This is a genomic window from Kitasatospora sp. MY 5-36 (genome assembly GCF_001182915.1).
In the GTDB taxonomy this organism is placed as follows: Bacteria; Actinomycetota; Actinomycetes; order Streptomycetales; family Streptomycetaceae; genus Kitasatospora.
On sequence record NZ_LFVW01000261.1, the window covers coordinates 1 to 14,973 of the forward strand.

Consider the following 14,973-nt stretch of genomic DNA (forward strand, 5'->3'; position numbering starts at 1 on the left):
CGCCGACCAGTCGGCGACGCGCCGCACCAGCGGCTCCGTCGCCCCGCGCACCGCCGCCCCGGCGACCTCGCCGAACAGCGCACCGACCGCCGCCACCGCCGCGCCGCCCAGGATCTCCGCGATCAGCTGCCGCCAGCCGCGGACGGCCTCCTCCCCCACGGTCACCGGGTTCGGCAGCGGCGAGGGCCCCGGCGCGTACGGAATCGGCGTGGCGGTCAGCCGCCCCACCGCGACCTCGAACGCCTCCCCCAACTCCTCGAACCCGTCCAGCCACCCGGCCACCGACGGCCCTGGGTCGAAGAGCCGACCCGCCGCCCAGCCGCACGCGGAGACCACCGAGGTGTCCTCGACCGGCCGCCCGTGCTCGTCCAGGACCAGCGCGAACATCGCGCTCCGCCCCGACAGCACCAACTCCTCGTCCGGCACCCCCGGATCGGGGTCGGTCCCCTCCGGCAGCACGGCGATCATCGCCTGGCGCAGCAGCTCCAGGTCGTACACCCCGCCGTACACCTCGTGCCGCCACACCATCCCCCGCGGCGCCCGCCGCGCCGCCGTCTCCGGGTGCTCCGGCGCCCACGGCAACAGCACCGCCGCCTGCCCGGCCACCGGCGTCACATCGACGACGACCGCGTCCGACGCCCGAGGCCGGCCCGCCCGACGCTTCCGCGGCACCTCCGGAATCGGCGGCGGACTGAACAACTCAACGGCCCGCCAGCACTCCAGCAGACCCCCCACGCGCCCGTCCCCGCTCCGCACCCGTCGCCCCCTGCGTCGAACCCACGGCACCCGGCCACTTCGTGTGCCGATCAACCGGGCGCAGAATCTACCGGACGCCGGGCGGGTTGGCCGAGTCCCAGCGCACGCGCACGCCTCCCCGCGCCGCACGGCAGGATGCCCCGTGGCACTCCGGCACAGGCGCCAGCAGTGGATCGAGGTCTAGGCTCACGGGAGTTGACGTTCCTCGGCTTCGGGAGGATGCCCCATGGCAGCCGTGCACGTGACCGTCTGGGATGACCGCGACCGGGTCGGCGGAGGCCGCGCCCCGACAGCTTCGGAGGCCCCGGCGACCCCGACGGCCGTCCCCGCCCTCTTCGTCCACAACATCTTCACCTGGGGCAGCGACCCCGCGTACGGGTTCGCCGGGCAACGGCCCCTCGCGGACAGCCGGCGGCTCCTCCTGATGGACCGCCGGGGCTACGGCGACAGCCCGGACACCGCGCGCAGCGACTTCGACGTCGACGCCCGGGACATCGAGGGGCTTCTCGGCGACGGGGCCTCCGCCGCAGGCTTCGGCGGCGCCCACCTCGTGGGGCACGGCAACGGCGCCGTCGCCGCGCTCATCGCCGCCGCGCGCCGACCCGACCTCGTCCGCTCCCTCGCCCTCGTCCAGCCCTCCGCCTTCACCGCCGCCGCGCACCACCCGGTCGTCGCCGCACTCCTCGACCGGGTGCGCGACGGCGCCCCGGGCATCCCGGACGACGTCACGCCGGAGCAGTACCTGCGGGCGTCCACCGAGGGCCTGGGGATGGCCATGCCCGAGCCCACGCCGCGCCGGCTCCGTGCCGTCGCCACCTCCATGGGGGAACGGCCCGTCTGGGAGGCGCGGATCCCCCTGGAGCCGATCCGGCGCGCCGCCCTGCCGGTCCTGGTGATCTGCGGAACCTGGGAGCACGCGCCGGCCGCGTACCGCGAGCACGTGGGGCTCCCCCTCGTGGCCGTGGCCGAGTCCCTCACGGACTCCCTCGACGGCCGTCTCCTGCGGGTGCCCGGCTACTACCCGCACACCCAGGAGCCCGCCGCCGTCAACGCCGCCCTGCGGGAGTTCTGGGGCTGAGCCTGTTCCGCGAGGGGAGCCGCCACGCAGCTACCAGCTTGTCGATCAACTGGTTTGTTTCGTCGTGGAGATGGCCGGCCCGGCGCCGGCTGCGGGGTGGTCCCGCAGCCGGCGCCGGGCGGTGGCACCCGGAGCGCGCGTGCCGAGGGCGGGTGCTCAGGCGGAGACGCCGCAGTACTGCTGCTGCTTGCCGATCGCGCGGTAGACGCAGTCGGCCGTCTCCACCAGCCGGAGGACCGCTTCGCGGTTGCGGGCGGTCTCGCGGCCGATGACCTCGTCGGGCGGGTAGAAGCCGCTGCTGCCGTTCGGGCCGGGGTACATCTCGAAGGTGTAGGCGAAGACCCGCTGGGCGCCCCACAGCCAGTCGTCGATCGCGCCGTCGGTGATGTAGAGCTCGCTGGACTGCTCGGGGGTGTAGCCGTTGGTGCCGGCCATGTCCCGGCCGATGGTGGCGAAGGTGTTGTACTCGTCGGCGGTCATGCCGGGGACGGTCTCGGCGGTGGTCCAGCCGAACGGCCAGAGCACCAGTTCGCTGTAGGTGTGGAAGTCGATGGCGGCGGTGATCTGCTGCTTGCCGCCGACGACCCGGCTGCGGACGAAGTCGGCGACCACCTTGGTCTCCTTGGCGGACTCCGGGGCGCTGCCCCGGTAGGTCTCGTTGGAGGTGGAGCCGGAGGAGCCGCCGCAACAGCCCCACTTGTAGTTCCAGTTGCGGTTGAGGTCGGTGCCGACGCTGTTGCTGCCGGAGTTCGGCTGGCGGTCCTTGCGCCAGCTGCGGTAGCGGCCGGTGGCGATGTCGTACTCGCCGCCGTCCGGGTTGAGGTCGGGGATCACCCAGATCTCGCGGCTGTTCACGGCGTTGGCGATGCGGCTGTCGGTGGCGTACTTGTCGCCGAACTCGTGCAGCAGGTAGAGCGCCATCTCGACGGTGAGGTGCTCGCGGGCGTGCTGGTGGGCGGTGAACAGCACCTCGGGCTCGTCCTCGTCGGTGCCGACGTTGTCGCTGATCTTCACCGCGACGATCGGCCGGCCCTCGTAGGAGGTGCCGATGACGCGCTTGCTCATGATGTCCGGGTGCGCGGCGACGACGGCGTCGATGTCGGCGGTGGCCTCGGCGTAGTTGTGGTAGCCGGAGTCGGCCGGCGGGAAGTCGTACTCCGGCCCGGCCAGGCCCGCGCCGCCTCCGTCGCCTTCGTCGCCGTAGCGGGGGCCGGGCAGCGCGACGGGCGACCAGCCGAGCGTCCGCAGCCGGGCGGCCTCGGCGGGGGTGGCGGTGACCACCACCGCGTCGGGCAGGACGGCGTCGACGGAGGCACCGGTGGCGGCGACGGCGGTGCGCTCGGCGACGGTGCGGGGGCCGTCGAGCCGGTACTGCCGCACTCCGTCGTTGTCGGCGGCACCGACGGTGAACGGGACAGGGGTGCCGGTGTCGGCGGCACTGGCGGTGAGCGGGGTGGCGAGGGCGAGGGCCAGCAGGACGGCGGTGGCCGCGGCGGGCTTCCCTCGACGGGGCAGTCGCATGACTGTCCTCCTGTGGGGGTCCGTGGGGGGCGGAACGGTGGAGGAGGTTCGGCGCGCGCCAGCTTGATGGTCCGCCAGTGTCATGGGTTCGTCAAGACATCGGAAAGCCCGCGATCCGGCGACGGCCGGCACGGGCGAACCGGAAGGCCGCCTGCGGTCACCACCGGGGCGGCGCCGAACGGCCAGGACGGGCAGGTCGGGGCCCGCGCCCCTGGGCCACCAGCCCGGATGGGAGGATCGTGCCGACAGTTCTGTGCGAGGAGACAAAGTGAACGACCGCTCGAAGCATGACCACTCCGGCTGGGAGGAGGTCGTGCTCGCGGCCCGCAAACGTGCCCGCACTCGGCAGGCCCTCATGGTCGAACGCTTCGGACTGTCGGGTGACGTGCAGTACGACTGGTCGATGGACGACGCACGGATCACCTGGTCGCGCGCCGGGAAGGTGTTCCTCACCGGCCGACTCACGATGATCGGCAGCGTCAGCCTCGCCCAGCGGTCCTGGCTGTGGTCATGGGCGAACGAGTCGCTCCCGCCCGCGGTCCTCGGCGATATCGAGCGGGTCCGGCGGTTCGGCGAGGAGAACGACCACCCCGTCCTGCCGTGGCCGGGCTTCGACTACCACCCCGAACTCGTCGCCGAGGCCCGGGTCGTCGCGGCAGCCGTGCTCGATGCCGACGGCCTGTGGGCGGAGTCCATGGACGAGGTGCAACTCCACTTCCTGGTCCACGACCTGGCACCCACCGCTGGATGACAGCGACAGATGTCTGACCGGCCAGGGCCGGTAGCCCCGGCCGGTCAGACGTCAGACGCCGAGCCCAGCTTGCGCTTTACGGCCATGTTGGGGGTGGCGGGAGTGAGAGGTGATCGAGCTGACCGTCGAGGTGGGCGATGACTCTCCGGAGCTCGCGGGCACCACGAGGGGACATGCCCTGAAGCACGGTGTCGAGGACGGCACGGGCCTGCAGGGGATTGCCGCAGCAGTACTCGTGCACGTCGCCGTGCTCGTAGTGGTGCCACAGCTCGCGCGCGGACCGGTGAACGTGTTCCTTCCACATGCGCACGGCCCAGCCGACCGTGCCCGGCTCCAGGTAGTTGCGGGTGCACTCGAGGCGGGCGATCTCGGACAGCACTCGCGGGGACAGCCCGTCGATGGTGGTCTTGGTGCTCTGCTCACGGTGCCGGCGCGGGAGGCCGGCCCGGATCCGTCCTGGCCGGTTACGCGGCATGGACCTTTCGGTTTGTCGTCATGCGGCCCATGCTGCCATGGCCCCGACCGGCGCCTCGCAAGGGGGTCGCCCACCCGGAGGCCGAGGACAGGCCTGGGACACGGATCGCCCAGCGGGAGGCTTCGGGCGGCGGCGGCCCGAACGGCGGCAACCTGCCCCGCGACCTCTATCTCGTCGACGGCGTCTACACCATCGACATCAGCTCCACCGGCTACAAGACGCTGACCCTCGGGCACGGCTCCGCCGAACCGCTCTGCGCGAAGCTCGCCTGACAGCCGCTGGAGCATCCCGCCACTCCTGCGGCTGCCCCGTCCGGCGCAGCGTGGCGCGCGCCGCGGGCGGGGGGCTGCGATCTTCGGAGGGCACCCGGTCGCCGCCCGACGGCCGGGTCCCGTCGTCCCGAGACCGTGGAGGCCCGGATGTGGCAGGCTCCTCCCGCCCCCGTCAGCCGTGAGTGGCTCCCGGTGCTGGACATGCCAGCGCCCGCCCCGCAGAACCGCTGGACGGTGCTGCTGCGCGCGCTGCTGCTGATCCCCCAGTTCGTGGTGGTGTGGGTGCTGTCGGTGGTGGCGTTCTTCGTCACCGTCGTCGGCTGGTTCGGCGCGCTGGTGCTCGGCCGGCTGCCCGACTTCGTGGCGGACTACCTCACCGTGTTCGTCCCGTACGACACCCGCGTCACCGCGTACCTGATGCTCACCGTGGACCGCTATCCGCCGTTCCGGTTCGAGGTGCCCGAGTACCCGGTGCAGGTCGAGCTGCGGCCGGGCGAGCTGAACCGGCTGGCCGTGCTGTTCCGAATCATCCTGGTCATCCCGGCCTCGATCGTGCAGGGCCTGGTGTACGCGGGGTGGTGGACGGTGTCGTTCGTCCTCTGGCTGGTGGTGCTGGTCCTCGGCCGGATGCCGCGGCCGCTGTACGAGGCGACGGCCGCGATCCTGCGCTACCGGGTGCGCTACACCGCCTATCTGACGATGATCTCGTCCGCCTACCCCAAGCGCCTGTTCGGCGACGAGCCGGGCAGCGAGCCGGCGGGCCCGGTCTCGGCCACCCGCCCGCTGGTCCTGGGCGGTGCCGCGCGCGGCCTGCTCGTCCTCTTCCTGCTCCTCGGGCTGGCCTCCTCGCTGACGGGATCGATCACCGCCTCGGTGACCTCGGACGACGACGACAGCGACGACAACGACAGCACCGCCCCGACCCAGCGCGTCACCGCGCCCCTCGTGCCGGGTCCCGCCGACCGTGCTCCCCGGGGGCCGCTCGGCGAGGCGTAGCGGGTAGCGGGTGACGGGTGACGGGTGACGGGTGACGGGTAGCGGGTCGCGGGCACGCCCGATCCGGGGGCGCGTACGCACCGGCGCACCGCTGCCGCGTACGCGCCGTCTGATCGAGAAAGCAAGGTTACCGGCGGTATGTGCGCGGCTACGTTTGGCATATGACGCACTCTCGAGTCCGCCGACTCCTCGTCCGTACCGCCGGGGCCCTCGTGCTCCTGGTCGCTCCCCTCGGGGCGCAGGCCGCCGCCGCGCCCAGCCAGGCCGGGGACCAGAGAGCCATCATCACCTCCCTGAGCGACGGCGACCGCGACGTGCTGCAGCAGGCGGTGGACGCCCAGCTCGCCGCGGGCAAGGGCGGCCGACAGACCGCCGCCAACGAGATCACCTTCCCGGACGGAGCGGTGCTGGTGCTCCCACTGCCCGGACAGGCGCAGGCGCCGCCGTGGAGCGGCGACCACCGCCGCCGCACCGTCCGGAGCCCGGACTGGAAGCACTGCCCCACCCCGGTCAGCGAGCCGTCCTACTACTGCTTCTACGCCGACCGGAACTGGGGCGGCCGCCGGCTCCAGTTCAACCTCTTCCACGAGGACGCCGCCGTGTACTTCACCGACTACGGGTTCCGCGACCAGGCGAGCAGCTGGGTGAACACGGCGCGCGGTCTGGAGGTGATCGTGGACAACGACCCGGGCGACGGCCAGTGGCTGATGCTCTGGAAGGAGCCGGCGGAGTCGCTGTCCGCGTCGGTCGCGTACGACAACATGGCCGACCGGTTCTGGGCGGTCCGGCAGTAGCGGCCGTCCTCGCCTCCGGACACCGGCCGCCCACTACCGGCTACCGGCTACCTGCCGAGGCAGCCGAGGCCGGGGGCGAGACCGCGCCGGTGGCGACCGGCTCCGGCGTGACCGTGATGTAGGTCGGCGCCGGAGCGGTCTGCCGGGAGTCCGCCGCGAACCAGCCGGCACCGAACGCGACGATGCCGAGCAGGAGGCCCGCGAGGACCAGCGTGACGATGTGCTGTTTCATGGCCCAAGGGTAGGGGCGGAGCGTCCAACTTCCTTGCAAACACGGCCCGCTGGGCACGGTAGGCGTCAATCGGCGTTGACGCTGCGGCGGCCGCCGCCCCGCTCGGCTGGACCCGTCCGCGGACCGTCGCCGCCGACTGGGAGAATCTCCGCATGACCTCCCCGCTCCACCCCGTCCGCGTCCTCCGGGTCCTCGGCGACCGCCCGTTCGCCGAGGTCGGCCGCCCCGTCCTCGCCGTGCCCGACGAGGCGCGCGGCCTGCTCGCCGTCGCGGGCGAGCGCGCGTTCGCCCGGACCGCGACGGTGGGGGTGTACGGCACGGGGGACCTCGGCTGCCGGGCCGTGCTCCGGACGCGTTTCCCGGTGCACGCGCTGGCCTTCCACCCCACCGCGCCCCTGCTCGCCGTCGGCACCGGCGCGTACGACGGCGGCTACTTCTTCGAGGGCGAGCTGCTGCTCCTCGACTGGGAGACGGGCACGACCACCTCGCTCATCGAGCACGACTTCGGCCGCAGGGTCCTCGGACTGGCCTGGCTCGACGACCAGGCCCTGCGCGTGCTGATGTCACCGCCGGACGACTGGAAGGACCGGAAAGCGCACGTCGAAGGCCACGTCGCCGTCGTACGTCGGCCCGACTGGCGCACCGCCGCGCCCCGTTCGCTCACCTTCGACGACCTGGCCGGCCCGCGGGTCCCGGCCCCGCGGGCCGACGGACGCGAGGAGGCCCACCGGGCGCTCTCCGCCCTGAGCCCGGACTGGGAGCCCCGGCGGCACGTCCTCGCCGTCGAGGAACGACCGGACGGCGCGGTCCTGGCCACCCTCGCCCGCGAGGAGGACGACGAGGAGGGCGACCAGGACGACGCCCCGGAGCAGCCCGGGTGCACCACGCTCCCCGACGGCCTGCTGCTCCGGCACCGCACCGTCCCGTACCTCGACGTGCACGACCGCCTGCGGATCCGGCGCGGGAGCCGGGACTACGTCAACCAGGCCCCGCCGCCGGGCCGTCGGGAGACGGAGCCGTACGTGCTCTCGGTGCGCTCCCCCGACGGGGCGGCCCCCCAGCCCCTGTTCCCGTTCTCCTGGGAGCCCGGGGAGACGCACTTCCCCGGCCCGGGCGCCGAGACCGCCGACGGCGACCTGGTGTACGCCGGCACCGTCTACAGCGGCCACGGGCTGCAGCCCGGCGGCTCCTTCGTCGTCCGCCGCTCGGGCACCGACGGCACGCCGCGCTGGGTGTTCCGGACCGACCACGTCGCCCTCGACCTCGACACCGACCCGGACACCGCCCACGTCGCCTACCGCGACGGCGAACTCCTGGCCCTCGACCTCCGCACCGGCGCCCTCCGCCGGCGCCACCGGCTGACCGTCGCCGGTGTCCCCGTCGTCCCGACCGCGCTCACCGCCACCGGGGCCGGCCGCCTGCTCGTCGGCACGGCCGACGGCCGGGTCCTGGAGTGCACGACCGGTTGGCCCTCCGGGCCCGGGGCGGCGGACCGGGAGGGCACCGTCTGAGCTTTCCTCCGGCATCGGCGAACTCCCCTTGTATAAAGGGACGGAGGGGACCGAGGAGGTCGCAGCATGCACTCGAGGGAACAGCCGCAGAAGGCCGGACAGCCTCAGCGCGACGCGAGCCCGGCCCGGCGCCCCGGCACCGGAGCACGCTCCGAAGGGGACGCGCCCGCGCGGGGCGCCGCGGCCCTGCAGCGCACCGTCGGCAACGCGGCGACGGCGCGCATGATCGCGGAGCAGCGAGACGGCATCGGACAGGACGACCGCCGGGCGGCCGTGGGACTCCAGCGCGCACCGGGCGACCAGGCCGCCCCGCGCCGGCCCCGGGTGCAGCTGGACCAGAACAACGTGCTGAGGATCTGCGAGGCCGCCACGCCCGACGGGCAGGCCGCCTCCGGCGGACGGGCTGCCGACCTGCGGACCATCGTGTGGGAGGACCACTGGGCCGCCATCTCCGAGGTGTGCCGGAAGCACAAGTACACCATCGCCGTGCGGGAGACCGGGGAGCACTCGATCCGGCGCATCGCGGAGGGCGCCAAGCCCAAGCCGCACACCATCCTGGAGAAGTCCATCAAGCCCTCCTCCGTCCGCAAGAAGTACGGCACCGGGCCCGGGCAGGCCGAGGGCGACCCGGCGACGGTGCTGCGCTGGCTGCAGGCCCAGGACCTGAGCGGCTTCGTCGGCCACTGGAACGACCAGGGCCTGGCCGGCATCCGGATCGACCGCCCGCCCCAGTCCGTTCTGGACCTGGGCATCGTGCAGACCGGCCCCGGGGGCGAGCAGTACGTGCCGATCGACCTGCGGACACAGGACGGCGGCCCGGCGCTGACCCAGCTGAAGGCCGATCCGCACTGGAAGCGCTACCTCTACACCGGGGACTACGACCTGCACGAGGTCTACTCCGCGCAGGGCGGCACGGGCGGCGGCCAGATCCCGGAGGCCACCCCCGAGAAGGCCAAGCTGCTGGACCGGCTCAACGCCGGGATCGCCGGGACGGCCCAGGAGGGCGAGGTGGTGCGCAGCGGCAAGGTGGCCATGGAGCACGGCCGGCTGCACATGGCGGGCGGCTCCGAGTACGCCATGTTCCAGCACGGCGACCAGGCCACCTACCGGATGAACCAGTACCTGGAGGCGCTGGAGGGCGAGGTGGCCCGGCACGCGGCGCAGCTGGTGCGGGCGGTGGCCACGGAGGCCGACGAGCCGCTGGCCTGGTGCCGCATGGGGCAGTGGTACGTGACCAGGAACCGCGAGGAGCACGCCGTCCTGCGCGCCCGCTGGAAGCTGGCCGTGCCGCACACCTGGGGCGCCGACGAGGTGGACCGCACCGCCCGCGGCGGCTACCGCACGGCCGGCTACATCGACTGACCGCGGAGCGGGCCGCGCCGCCGGACAGGCCGTGCCGCAGCACCGGCCGTACCGGGGCCGCTTCCCGTGCGGCGGCCCCGACGGCCGGGCGGCCTGTCCTGACGGTCGGTCGTACGGCTCGGCGCGGTGTCAGGCGGCGGTGGCGGCGGAGTGTCAGCTGTCGGAACCGCCTCCCGTCCCGTGGCCGTCGGAGAGTTCGGCGGCGTAGCGGTCGGCGGCCTCCGCGAGCTGGTGGGTCATCCGGTCCACCTGGCTGCCGAGGTGGCCGGAGACGATGCGGTGGGCGCCGTCGAGGTCCCCGCCGAGTAGTTCACTGGTGATCACCAGGGTGTTGTCCGGGAGCATGCGGCGTCCGGACATCCGCCGCTGGACCTCGTCCATGCCGGCGTCCGCCAGCGTCTGCCGCAGCTCCTCGGTCAGCGGGGCGAGCCAGCGGGCGCGCAGCGCGTACTCGCCGTGGTCGGCGAAGGTCGGGTGGAGCCGGGTGAGGAGCTGCGCGGGGTACTCCTCGCCGTGGTCGGCGAACTGCGGGTAGTCCTTGGCGAATTCGTCCCAGTCGACGTCGAGTCCGGTGATCTGCTCCGGGAAGACCGGCCAGTACAGGCAGTTCGGGTCGGGCTGGGTGAAGACCTCCCGGAGCAGCTCGTAGGGGACCTCGGCGGTGCGCGAGAGCAGGACCGCGTCGTACAGGTCCTTGCCCTGCGGGTGGATGTCCGAGACGAGCCAGAGGATCTTCCAGGCGAGGGAGAGCTCGGGCGTGGCGCCGAGCAGCGGGCCGGTGACGCCGGGGAGCAGGTAGGGCTGCGGCGGGACGGGCAGGTGCTCGGTGAAAACGAAGTCGAGCTGGACCGACCCGCCCGGAACGCCCGGGGCCGTCCACGGCAGGACGAGCCGGCGCCCGGGCACCCGGTCGTAGGTCCAGATCTCGTCGCTGACCGCCTGGTCGGCGTGCACCCGCACGGTGCCCGAGAGCCGTTCGGCGCCGGCGGCGAGCTCCCGGAACATCCGGCCAGTGCGCTCGTCGGCCAGCTCCCAGTCCGTCGGGCGGACCACGAAGTCGAGGTCGCCCGGCTCCCGTGCCTGCTCGCCGTACCAGGCGCGCAGCAGGACGCTGCCGCGCAGCACCAGGTGATCGGCCCACGGCGAGTCGGCGACGGCGGAGAGCACGGTGGCCAGCGCCTCGCGCCGCGCGGCGAGCCAGCGTTCGGCGAGCCGCGGGTCGGCGAAGGCCGGCTCGCTGGGCCGGAGGGCCCGGGCGTACCCGGCGAGGGCGGGGTCGAAGACCGGCTGCTGGCTGACCGCCTCGTCGTCGACCGGCCGGATGGTCCTGGGCAGGTCCCGGTCCTCACGGACGTCCTCCGACGGCGGCCGCTTGGGCAGCACCACGCCCTGCCACGGTCCCCACTGCAGTTCCTCCCACGCCACCGGCGACGGGGGCTTGCCCTCGGTCATCCCTGCTCTCCTTCTCCGTCTCCGTACGGCCGGGCGCCGTGCCCGTGCTCGCTGATCCATCCCGCGTCCAGGTCCTCGTGGCTGTCCACGACGACGAACTCGCGCTCCACGGACACCACCTCGCGGCCGTCGGCGGCGAGGTCCCGCAGCAGCGCCTCCAGCCGGCGGCCAGCGGTGTCCAGGCCCACCGAGCGGCACCGCTGGGTCACGAACCACTCGTACCGGCCGTCCGCGCGCACCCGGCGCGGATTGCGCGACAGGTGCGCACCGTGCCGGACGGCCAGCTCGGTGAGGGTGGCGAGGCGCGCGTGCTCCGCCTCGGGCACCGGGCCCGGGAGCAGCAGCTTGACGTGGTGTTCGAAGTACCGGCCGGCTCCGTGCGGCACGGCGTCCTCGTCCGAGGCCGGGACGCCGTCTGCCCACGGCGCGGCCTCGATCTTCGCCCGCAGGACGCTGAACCCGGCCCGGGCCAGCCCGTCGGCCGTCCGGGACGTCACCGCGGCGACCTCCTCCAGCGTGCCGTCGGCGCGCAGGGTGAGCATCGGCTGCGACGGCGCCGCACCGCGGGCCAGCAGGATGTGGGTGAACTTCACGCCATGGCCCTCGGCCCAGGCGGCCAGCGCCTCGGCGGCTCCGGGCTCCACCGTCAGGTGGACCTCGAAGTCGCCCCGGACGTCGGGAGGCGCTGGCCGGTCGTCACGGCGCTGGTCGGAACGGGTCACGAGCATGGGGAGCATCCTGCCAAGCCGCTACGACAATCCCGCGGGCGCCCCGGTGCCACCGCGGCGCCCCTCCGCGGGGACGCCCGGTCGGGGCCCGTCGGCCCCGCCGGCTCCGGTCGGATGAGGACGTCTCAGGAGGGCAGGACGGCCACGGCCTCCACCTCCACCAGCTGGTCGTGGTACCCCAGCACCGCGACGCCGAGCAGCGTGCTCGGGGCATCGTGCTCCCCCATGTAGGCGCGGTAGACGTTCCACACCTTCACCAGGTCCGCCTGGTCGGCGGAGGCCACGTAGACGGTCGTCCGGGCGATGTCGGTGAGGGAGGCGCCGGACTCCTCCAGCACGGTTATCAGGTTCCGCATCACCTGGTGGGCCTGGGCCTCGAAGTCGCCGACGGCGACCGTCCGCCCCTCCTCGTCGAGCGGGCAGGCCCCGGCCAGCCAGAGCGAGCGGACCGGGGCGTCGACCTCCGCCGCGTAGGCGTAGTCCACCGCCCTGGTCAGCCGCGTGGTGCGGATCAGTTTGACGGCGCTGCTCATGTGGTCCTCCGACGGTCCCGACCGAACGTTCGCGCCCATCGTTGGCCTCTCCTGAGCGACCGTCAAACCATTTAACCGGTGAACTCCCTTCCGTTCCGGGCCTCCTGCGTCCACGATTCACCGTTGCGGGGGATGGCGGACCGGCCCGCCGGAGCGCCATCCTGGTGCCTGCGCCCGGGGACCACGCCCCCGGGCGCTCATCCACCTCCAGCCCCGGGAGGCACCGCCATGGAGCCCCAACCGTCCGGCCGCGACCAGGCTTCCGGAGTCCGTCGGCGCCGCATGCTCGGACTCGCGCTCGGGGCGGGCCTCGTCCCGGCGCTCGGTCCGGCGGCCCAGGCGGCGTCCGACACCCCGCCGGAGACGGCCGGGTCGCTGCCGGCCGCAGCGCTGGGCCGCCGGGTCGCCGCCGTGGCCGCGAGCCAGCTCGGCGTGCCGTACGCCTGGGGTGGCGGCGACCGGCTGGGCGCGAGCCTCGGCTTCTGCGACGAGGACAATGGCTGGTTGAACGGCGTGTGCATGGGCGAGAAGACGGTCGGCTTCGACTGCAGCGGCCTGTCGCTCTACTGCTGGTACCGGGCCAGCCACGGCACCGTCGAGCTCGGGCACTACACCGTCGCCCAGTTCAACCTCAGCGCCCCGGTGGAGCGCGACGCGCTCGCCCCGGGCGACCTGCTCTTCTTCTCCCGCCCCGACGCCCCCCTGCACCACGTCGGGATCCACGTCGGCGAGGGCGCGATGATCCACGCCGAGCGGACCGGCACCCTGGTCGCCCGGGTCGAGAACGTGCTCGACGTCCCGCGCTGGGCGGGCGAGTTCGCCGGTGCCCGCCGCCCGGGGCAGCCCACCTCCTGAGCCGGTCAAGCCGCCCGGCTGTTCACGGGCCGCCACGCCGCTCCCCCATCCCGTGGTGCACCCGCAGCAGCAGCTCCTGCAGCGTCCGCCGCTCCCCCGCGTCCAGCGGCGCGAGCACCTCGTCCCGCACCGCCCGCGCCTGGGCGTCGAGTTCGGCGAGCAGCGCCCGTCCGGCGTCGGTGACGGAGACCGAGACCCGCCGCCGGTCGGCCTGGTCCCTGGCACGCTCGACGTACCCGGCGGCGGCGAGCTGGTCGGCGACCTTGGCCAGGTCGCTCGGGTCGATGGCCAGCCGCCGCACCAGGTCCCGCTGGGCCTGCGGGCCGAAGTCGGCAAGCGCGGCCAGCACCGCCATGTCCCAGAGCCTCAGGCCGCGTTCGGCCAGCCGCTCGGCGAACCGGCCACGCGCCGCCTTGCCGACCCGGGAGAGCAGGTAGGTGGTGAGGTCCAGCAGGGTCGGGGGGAGCCCGGCGGCGGACTGGGGGTTCTCGGTGGCGTGCTGGGGATTCTCGGAGGCCATGGCGACAGTCTAGGGTCCGTCCCTATAGTGGGTGCCGACCCACTGATTCGGAACCGCCGCCCCCTTGCCAGGAGTTCGCCCGTGGACGCCCTGTACCCCCGCCTGCTCGCCACCCGCTTCGCCGAGTGCTTCGGCTTCTACCGCGCCGTCCTCCCGCCGCTCACCGGTGCCACCCTGGTCAAGGGCTCGCCCGAGGGCCCGTACGCCAACTGGGACCTCGCCGACCAGGCCCTGCTCGCCCTCTTCGACCGCTCCGCGATGGCCGCCGCTCTCGCCACCGCCGAGCCGCCCGGGCACACCAGCGCACCCACCGTGCCCGCCGCTCTCGCGCAGGACGCCGCGATTCTGGTCCTGCGGGTGGCCGATGTGGACGCCGCCCTCGACCTCTGCCTGCGCCACGGCGGCACCCCGGTCGCACCCGCGACCGACCGCCCGGAGTGGGGCCCCACCCTGCGCAGCGCCCATCTGCGCGACCCGGACGGCCGCCTGGTCGAGCTCCAGTCCTACTGACCGGCCCGCGCCGCGCAGGGCCTCGGACTCCAGCGGCGCGGGTCGTTCGACGGAACGTCCCGGCCCGGCCTACTCCATCGGCAGCGAGGGCTGGTCTGCCGGCCCGGATGCCGCGAAGTCACGTTCGGCCTGGGCGAGTTGCTCGGCCCGGTAGTCCGAGGAGCAGGCCCGCCCGAGGGCCTGCGAAGCGGCATCGGCGCCCGGGACGTGCCCGAGTACGGCGGCGCAGTACTGGACGGCGGGGCTGGGCAGCGGCCGCAGCTCGGCCGAGCCGGCCGGGGTGGCGGCCACCGCCCCGGCAAGGGCGAGCGAGCCGGCCAGGACGGGAGCGGCGAGGCCGCGGGGAATGCGCATCGGGGTACCTCCGGACGGGTGGGGACAGCGGCGGTGGACTCGGCCGCCCGGCCCATTCGACGGGCGGCCGCCACCCGCGGCCCGGCCGACACACCGTGCACCGCACTAGTCGTACGTACGCCACCGGCGCGGCGGCCGACGGAGCCGACGGCCGCCACCCCCTCGATCACGGCCGCCACCTCCCCGTTCCCGGCCGCCGCCCCGGCGATCAGCTCTCCGGCCGCCCCGAGGCGCCCTCCGGCCACAGCTCCGCGTCGCACGCCGCCACCAGCG

Annotated in this window: 18 protein-coding genes; 9 read left to right on the forward strand and 9 right to left on the reverse strand. The window is 74.1% G+C overall.

Going from position 1 to position 14,973, the window contains the following annotated elements; genetic code table 11:
* The coding region (locus tag AE652_RS18565; RefSeq protein WP_199823107.1) for a hypothetical protein at positions 1-672 on the reverse strand (672 nt) is incomplete at its 3' end.
* Between the two features lie 310 nt (positions 673-982).
* On the opposite strand from AE652_RS18565, the gene AE652_RS18570 reads away from it, so the two are divergent.
* Positions 983-1,834 (forward strand): alpha/beta fold hydrolase, encoded by an 852-nt coding sequence (locus AE652_RS18570; protein WP_049652889.1) that lies wholly within the window; start codon positions 983-985, stop codon positions 1,832-1,834.
* A 156-nt stretch (positions 1,835-1,990) separates the two neighbouring features.
* Here the strand turns inward: AE652_RS18570 and AE652_RS18575 are convergent, their stop codons facing one another.
* The gene (locus AE652_RS18575) at positions 1,991-3,355 is read right to left on the reverse strand and encodes a M14 family metallopeptidase (protein ID WP_049652892.1); all 1,365 of its coding nucleotides are present in this window, start codon (positions 3,353-3,355) and stop codon (positions 1,991-1,993) included.
* Positions 3,356-3,623: 268 nt separating this feature from the next.
* Here AE652_RS18575 and AE652_RS18580 point away from each other — a divergent pair, with 268 nt between their 5' ends.
* Complete coding sequence (locus tag AE652_RS18580) at positions 3,624-4,106, forward strand: DUF6882 domain-containing protein (RefSeq protein WP_049652893.1); 483 nt, start codon at positions 3,624-3,626, stop codon at positions 4,104-4,106.
* Positions 4,107-4,182: 76 nt separating this feature from the next.
* On the opposite strand, the gene AE652_RS18585 is transcribed toward AE652_RS18580, so the two are convergent.
* Entirely contained in the window at positions 4,183-4,581 is a 399-nt protein-coding gene (locus AE652_RS18585; protein WP_234348432.1) for a hypothetical protein, read from the reverse strand.
* Between the two features lie 29 nt (positions 4,582-4,610).
* Here AE652_RS18585 and AE652_RS18590 point away from each other — a divergent pair, with 29 nt between their 5' ends.
* The 3 genes from AE652_RS18590 to AE652_RS18600 all read left to right on the forward strand — a co-directional run bounded on the left by AE652_RS18590 (position 4,611) and on the right by AE652_RS18600 (position 6,643).
* The gene (locus AE652_RS18590; protein WP_159028478.1) at positions 4,611-4,853 is read left to right on the forward strand and encodes a hypothetical protein; all 243 of its coding nucleotides are present in this window, start codon (positions 4,611-4,613) and stop codon (positions 4,851-4,853) included.
* Between the two features lie 201 nt (positions 4,854-5,054).
* On the forward strand, positions 5,055-5,849 hold the full coding sequence (locus AE652_RS18595) for a DUF4389 domain-containing protein (protein ID WP_234348433.1): 795 nt from the start codon (positions 5,055-5,057) through the stop codon (positions 5,847-5,849).
* A gap of 161 nt (positions 5,850-6,010) precedes the next feature.
* Entirely contained in the window at positions 6,011-6,643 is a 633-nt protein-coding gene (locus AE652_RS18600) for a peptidase inhibitor family I36 protein (RefSeq protein WP_107086477.1), read from the forward strand.
* Positions 6,644-6,683: 40 nt separating this feature from the next.
* Here the strand turns inward: AE652_RS18600 and AE652_RS18605 are convergent, their stop codons facing one another.
* Positions 6,684-6,875 (reverse strand): hypothetical protein, encoded by a 192-nt coding sequence (locus AE652_RS18605; protein WP_049652898.1) that lies wholly within the window; start codon positions 6,873-6,875, stop codon positions 6,684-6,686.
* Between the two features lie 152 nt (positions 6,876-7,027).
* Here AE652_RS18605 and AE652_RS18610 point away from each other — a divergent pair, with 152 nt between their 5' ends.
* Positions 7,028-8,386, forward strand: coding sequence for a hypothetical protein (locus AE652_RS18610; RefSeq protein WP_049652900.1), 1,359 nt, complete (start codon positions 7,028-7,030; stop codon positions 8,384-8,386).
* A 66-nt stretch (positions 8,387-8,452) separates the two neighbouring features.
* Positions 8,453-9,748 (forward strand): hypothetical protein, encoded by a 1,296-nt coding sequence (locus AE652_RS18615; protein ID WP_049652902.1) that lies wholly within the window; start codon positions 8,453-8,455, stop codon positions 9,746-9,748.
* A gap of 153 nt (positions 9,749-9,901) precedes the next feature.
* Here AE652_RS18615 and AE652_RS18620 read toward each other — a convergent pair whose 3' ends face one another.
* From AE652_RS18620 to AE652_RS18630, 3 genes are all read right to left on the reverse strand, one after another.
* Entirely contained in the window at positions 9,902-11,200 is a 1,299-nt protein-coding gene (locus AE652_RS18620; RefSeq protein WP_063780186.1) for a nucleotidyl transferase AbiEii/AbiGii toxin family protein, read from the reverse strand.
* Positions 11,197-11,928, reverse strand: coding sequence for a hypothetical protein (locus tag AE652_RS18625; protein ID WP_049652905.1), 732 nt, complete (start codon positions 11,926-11,928; stop codon positions 11,197-11,199). Before AE652_RS18625 ends, AE652_RS18620 begins: the two co-directional genes overlap by 4 nt.
* 125 nt (positions 11,929-12,053) lie before the next feature.
* Positions 12,054-12,461 (reverse strand): RidA family protein, encoded by a 408-nt coding sequence (locus tag AE652_RS18630; RefSeq protein WP_049652920.1) that lies wholly within the window; start codon positions 12,459-12,461, stop codon positions 12,054-12,056.
* 228 nt (positions 12,462-12,689) lie between these two features.
* On the opposite strand from AE652_RS18630, the gene AE652_RS18635 reads away from it, so the two are divergent.
* On the forward strand, positions 12,690-13,316 hold the full coding sequence (locus tag AE652_RS18635) for a C40 family peptidase (protein ID WP_159028479.1): 627 nt from the start codon (positions 12,690-12,692) through the stop codon (positions 13,314-13,316).
* Positions 13,317-13,338: 22 nt separating this feature from the next.
* Here AE652_RS18635 and AE652_RS18640 read toward each other — a convergent pair whose 3' ends face one another.
* Entirely contained in the window at positions 13,339-13,836 is a 498-nt protein-coding gene (locus AE652_RS18640; protein ID WP_049652908.1) for a MarR family winged helix-turn-helix transcriptional regulator, read from the reverse strand.
* An 81-nt stretch (positions 13,837-13,917) separates the two neighbouring features.
* Here AE652_RS18640 and AE652_RS18645 point away from each other — a divergent pair, with 81 nt between their 5' ends.
* The gene (locus tag AE652_RS18645; RefSeq protein ID WP_049652910.1) at positions 13,918-14,346 is read left to right on the forward strand and encodes a VOC family protein; all 429 of its coding nucleotides are present in this window, start codon (positions 13,918-13,920) and stop codon (positions 14,344-14,346) included.
* Positions 14,347-14,415: 69 nt separating this feature from the next.
* On the opposite strand, the gene AE652_RS18650 is transcribed toward AE652_RS18645, so the two are convergent.
* Positions 14,416-14,700 carry a hypothetical protein gene (locus tag AE652_RS18650; protein ID WP_049652912.1) on the reverse strand — a complete coding sequence of 95 codons (285 nt, stop codon included), beginning with the start codon at positions 14,698-14,700 and terminating at the stop codon, positions 14,416-14,418.
* Positions 14,701-14,973 lie beyond the last annotated feature (273 nt).

What these genes read in the sequence shown, in the direction of transcription:
- AE652_RS18605 (WP_049652898.1), bottom strand. Translation starts at nt 6,875, where the DNA reads ATGAAACAGCACATCGTCACGCTGGTCCTCGCGGGCCTCCTGCTCGGC.
- AE652_RS18610 (WP_049652900.1), top strand. Translation starts at nt 7,028, where the DNA reads ATGACCTCCCCGCTCCACCCCGTCCGCGTCCTCCGGGTCCTCGGCGAC.
- AE652_RS18625 (WP_049652905.1), bottom strand. Translation starts at nt 11,928, where the DNA reads ATGCTCGTGACCCGTTCCGACCAGCGCCGTGACGACCGGCCAGCGCCT.
- AE652_RS18620 (WP_063780186.1), bottom strand. Translation starts at nt 11,200, where the DNA reads ATGACCGAGGGCAAGCCCCCGTCGCCGGTGGCGTGGGAGGAACTGCAG.
- AE652_RS18635 (WP_159028479.1), top strand. Translation starts at nt 12,690, where the DNA reads ATGGAGCCCCAACCGTCCGGCCGCGACCAGGCTTCCGGAGTCCGTCGG.
- AE652_RS18630 (WP_049652920.1), bottom strand. Translation starts at nt 12,461, where the DNA reads ATGAGCAGCGCCGTCAAACTGATCCGCACCACGCGGCTGACCAGGGCG.
- AE652_RS18615 (WP_049652902.1), top strand. Translation starts at nt 8,453, where the DNA reads ATGCACTCGAGGGAACAGCCGCAGAAGGCCGGACAGCCTCAGCGCGAC.
- AE652_RS18640 (WP_049652908.1), bottom strand. Translation starts at nt 13,836, where the DNA reads ATGGCCTCCGAGAATCCCCAGCACGCCACCGAGAACCCCCAGTCCGCC.
- AE652_RS18585 (WP_234348432.1), bottom strand. Translation starts at nt 4,581, where the DNA reads ATGCCGCGTAACCGGCCAGGACGGATCCGGGCCGGCCTCCCGCGCCGG.
- AE652_RS18590 (WP_159028478.1), top strand. Translation starts at nt 4,611, where the DNA reads ATGCTGCCATGGCCCCGACCGGCGCCTCGCAAGGGGGTCGCCCACCCG.
- AE652_RS18575 (WP_049652892.1), bottom strand. Translation starts at nt 3,355, where the DNA reads ATGCGACTGCCCCGTCGAGGGAAGCCCGCCGCGGCCACCGCCGTCCTG.
- AE652_RS18595 (WP_234348433.1), top strand. Translation starts at nt 5,055, where the DNA reads ATGCCAGCGCCCGCCCCGCAGAACCGCTGGACGGTGCTGCTGCGCGCG.
- AE652_RS18650 (WP_049652912.1), bottom strand. Translation starts at nt 14,700, where the DNA reads ATGCGCATTCCCCGCGGCCTCGCCGCTCCCGTCCTGGCCGGCTCGCTC.
- AE652_RS18600 (WP_107086477.1), top strand. Translation starts at nt 6,011, where the DNA reads ATGACGCACTCTCGAGTCCGCCGACTCCTCGTCCGTACCGCCGGGGCC.
- AE652_RS18570 (WP_049652889.1), top strand. Translation starts at nt 983, where the DNA reads ATGGCAGCCGTGCACGTGACCGTCTGGGATGACCGCGACCGGGTCGGC.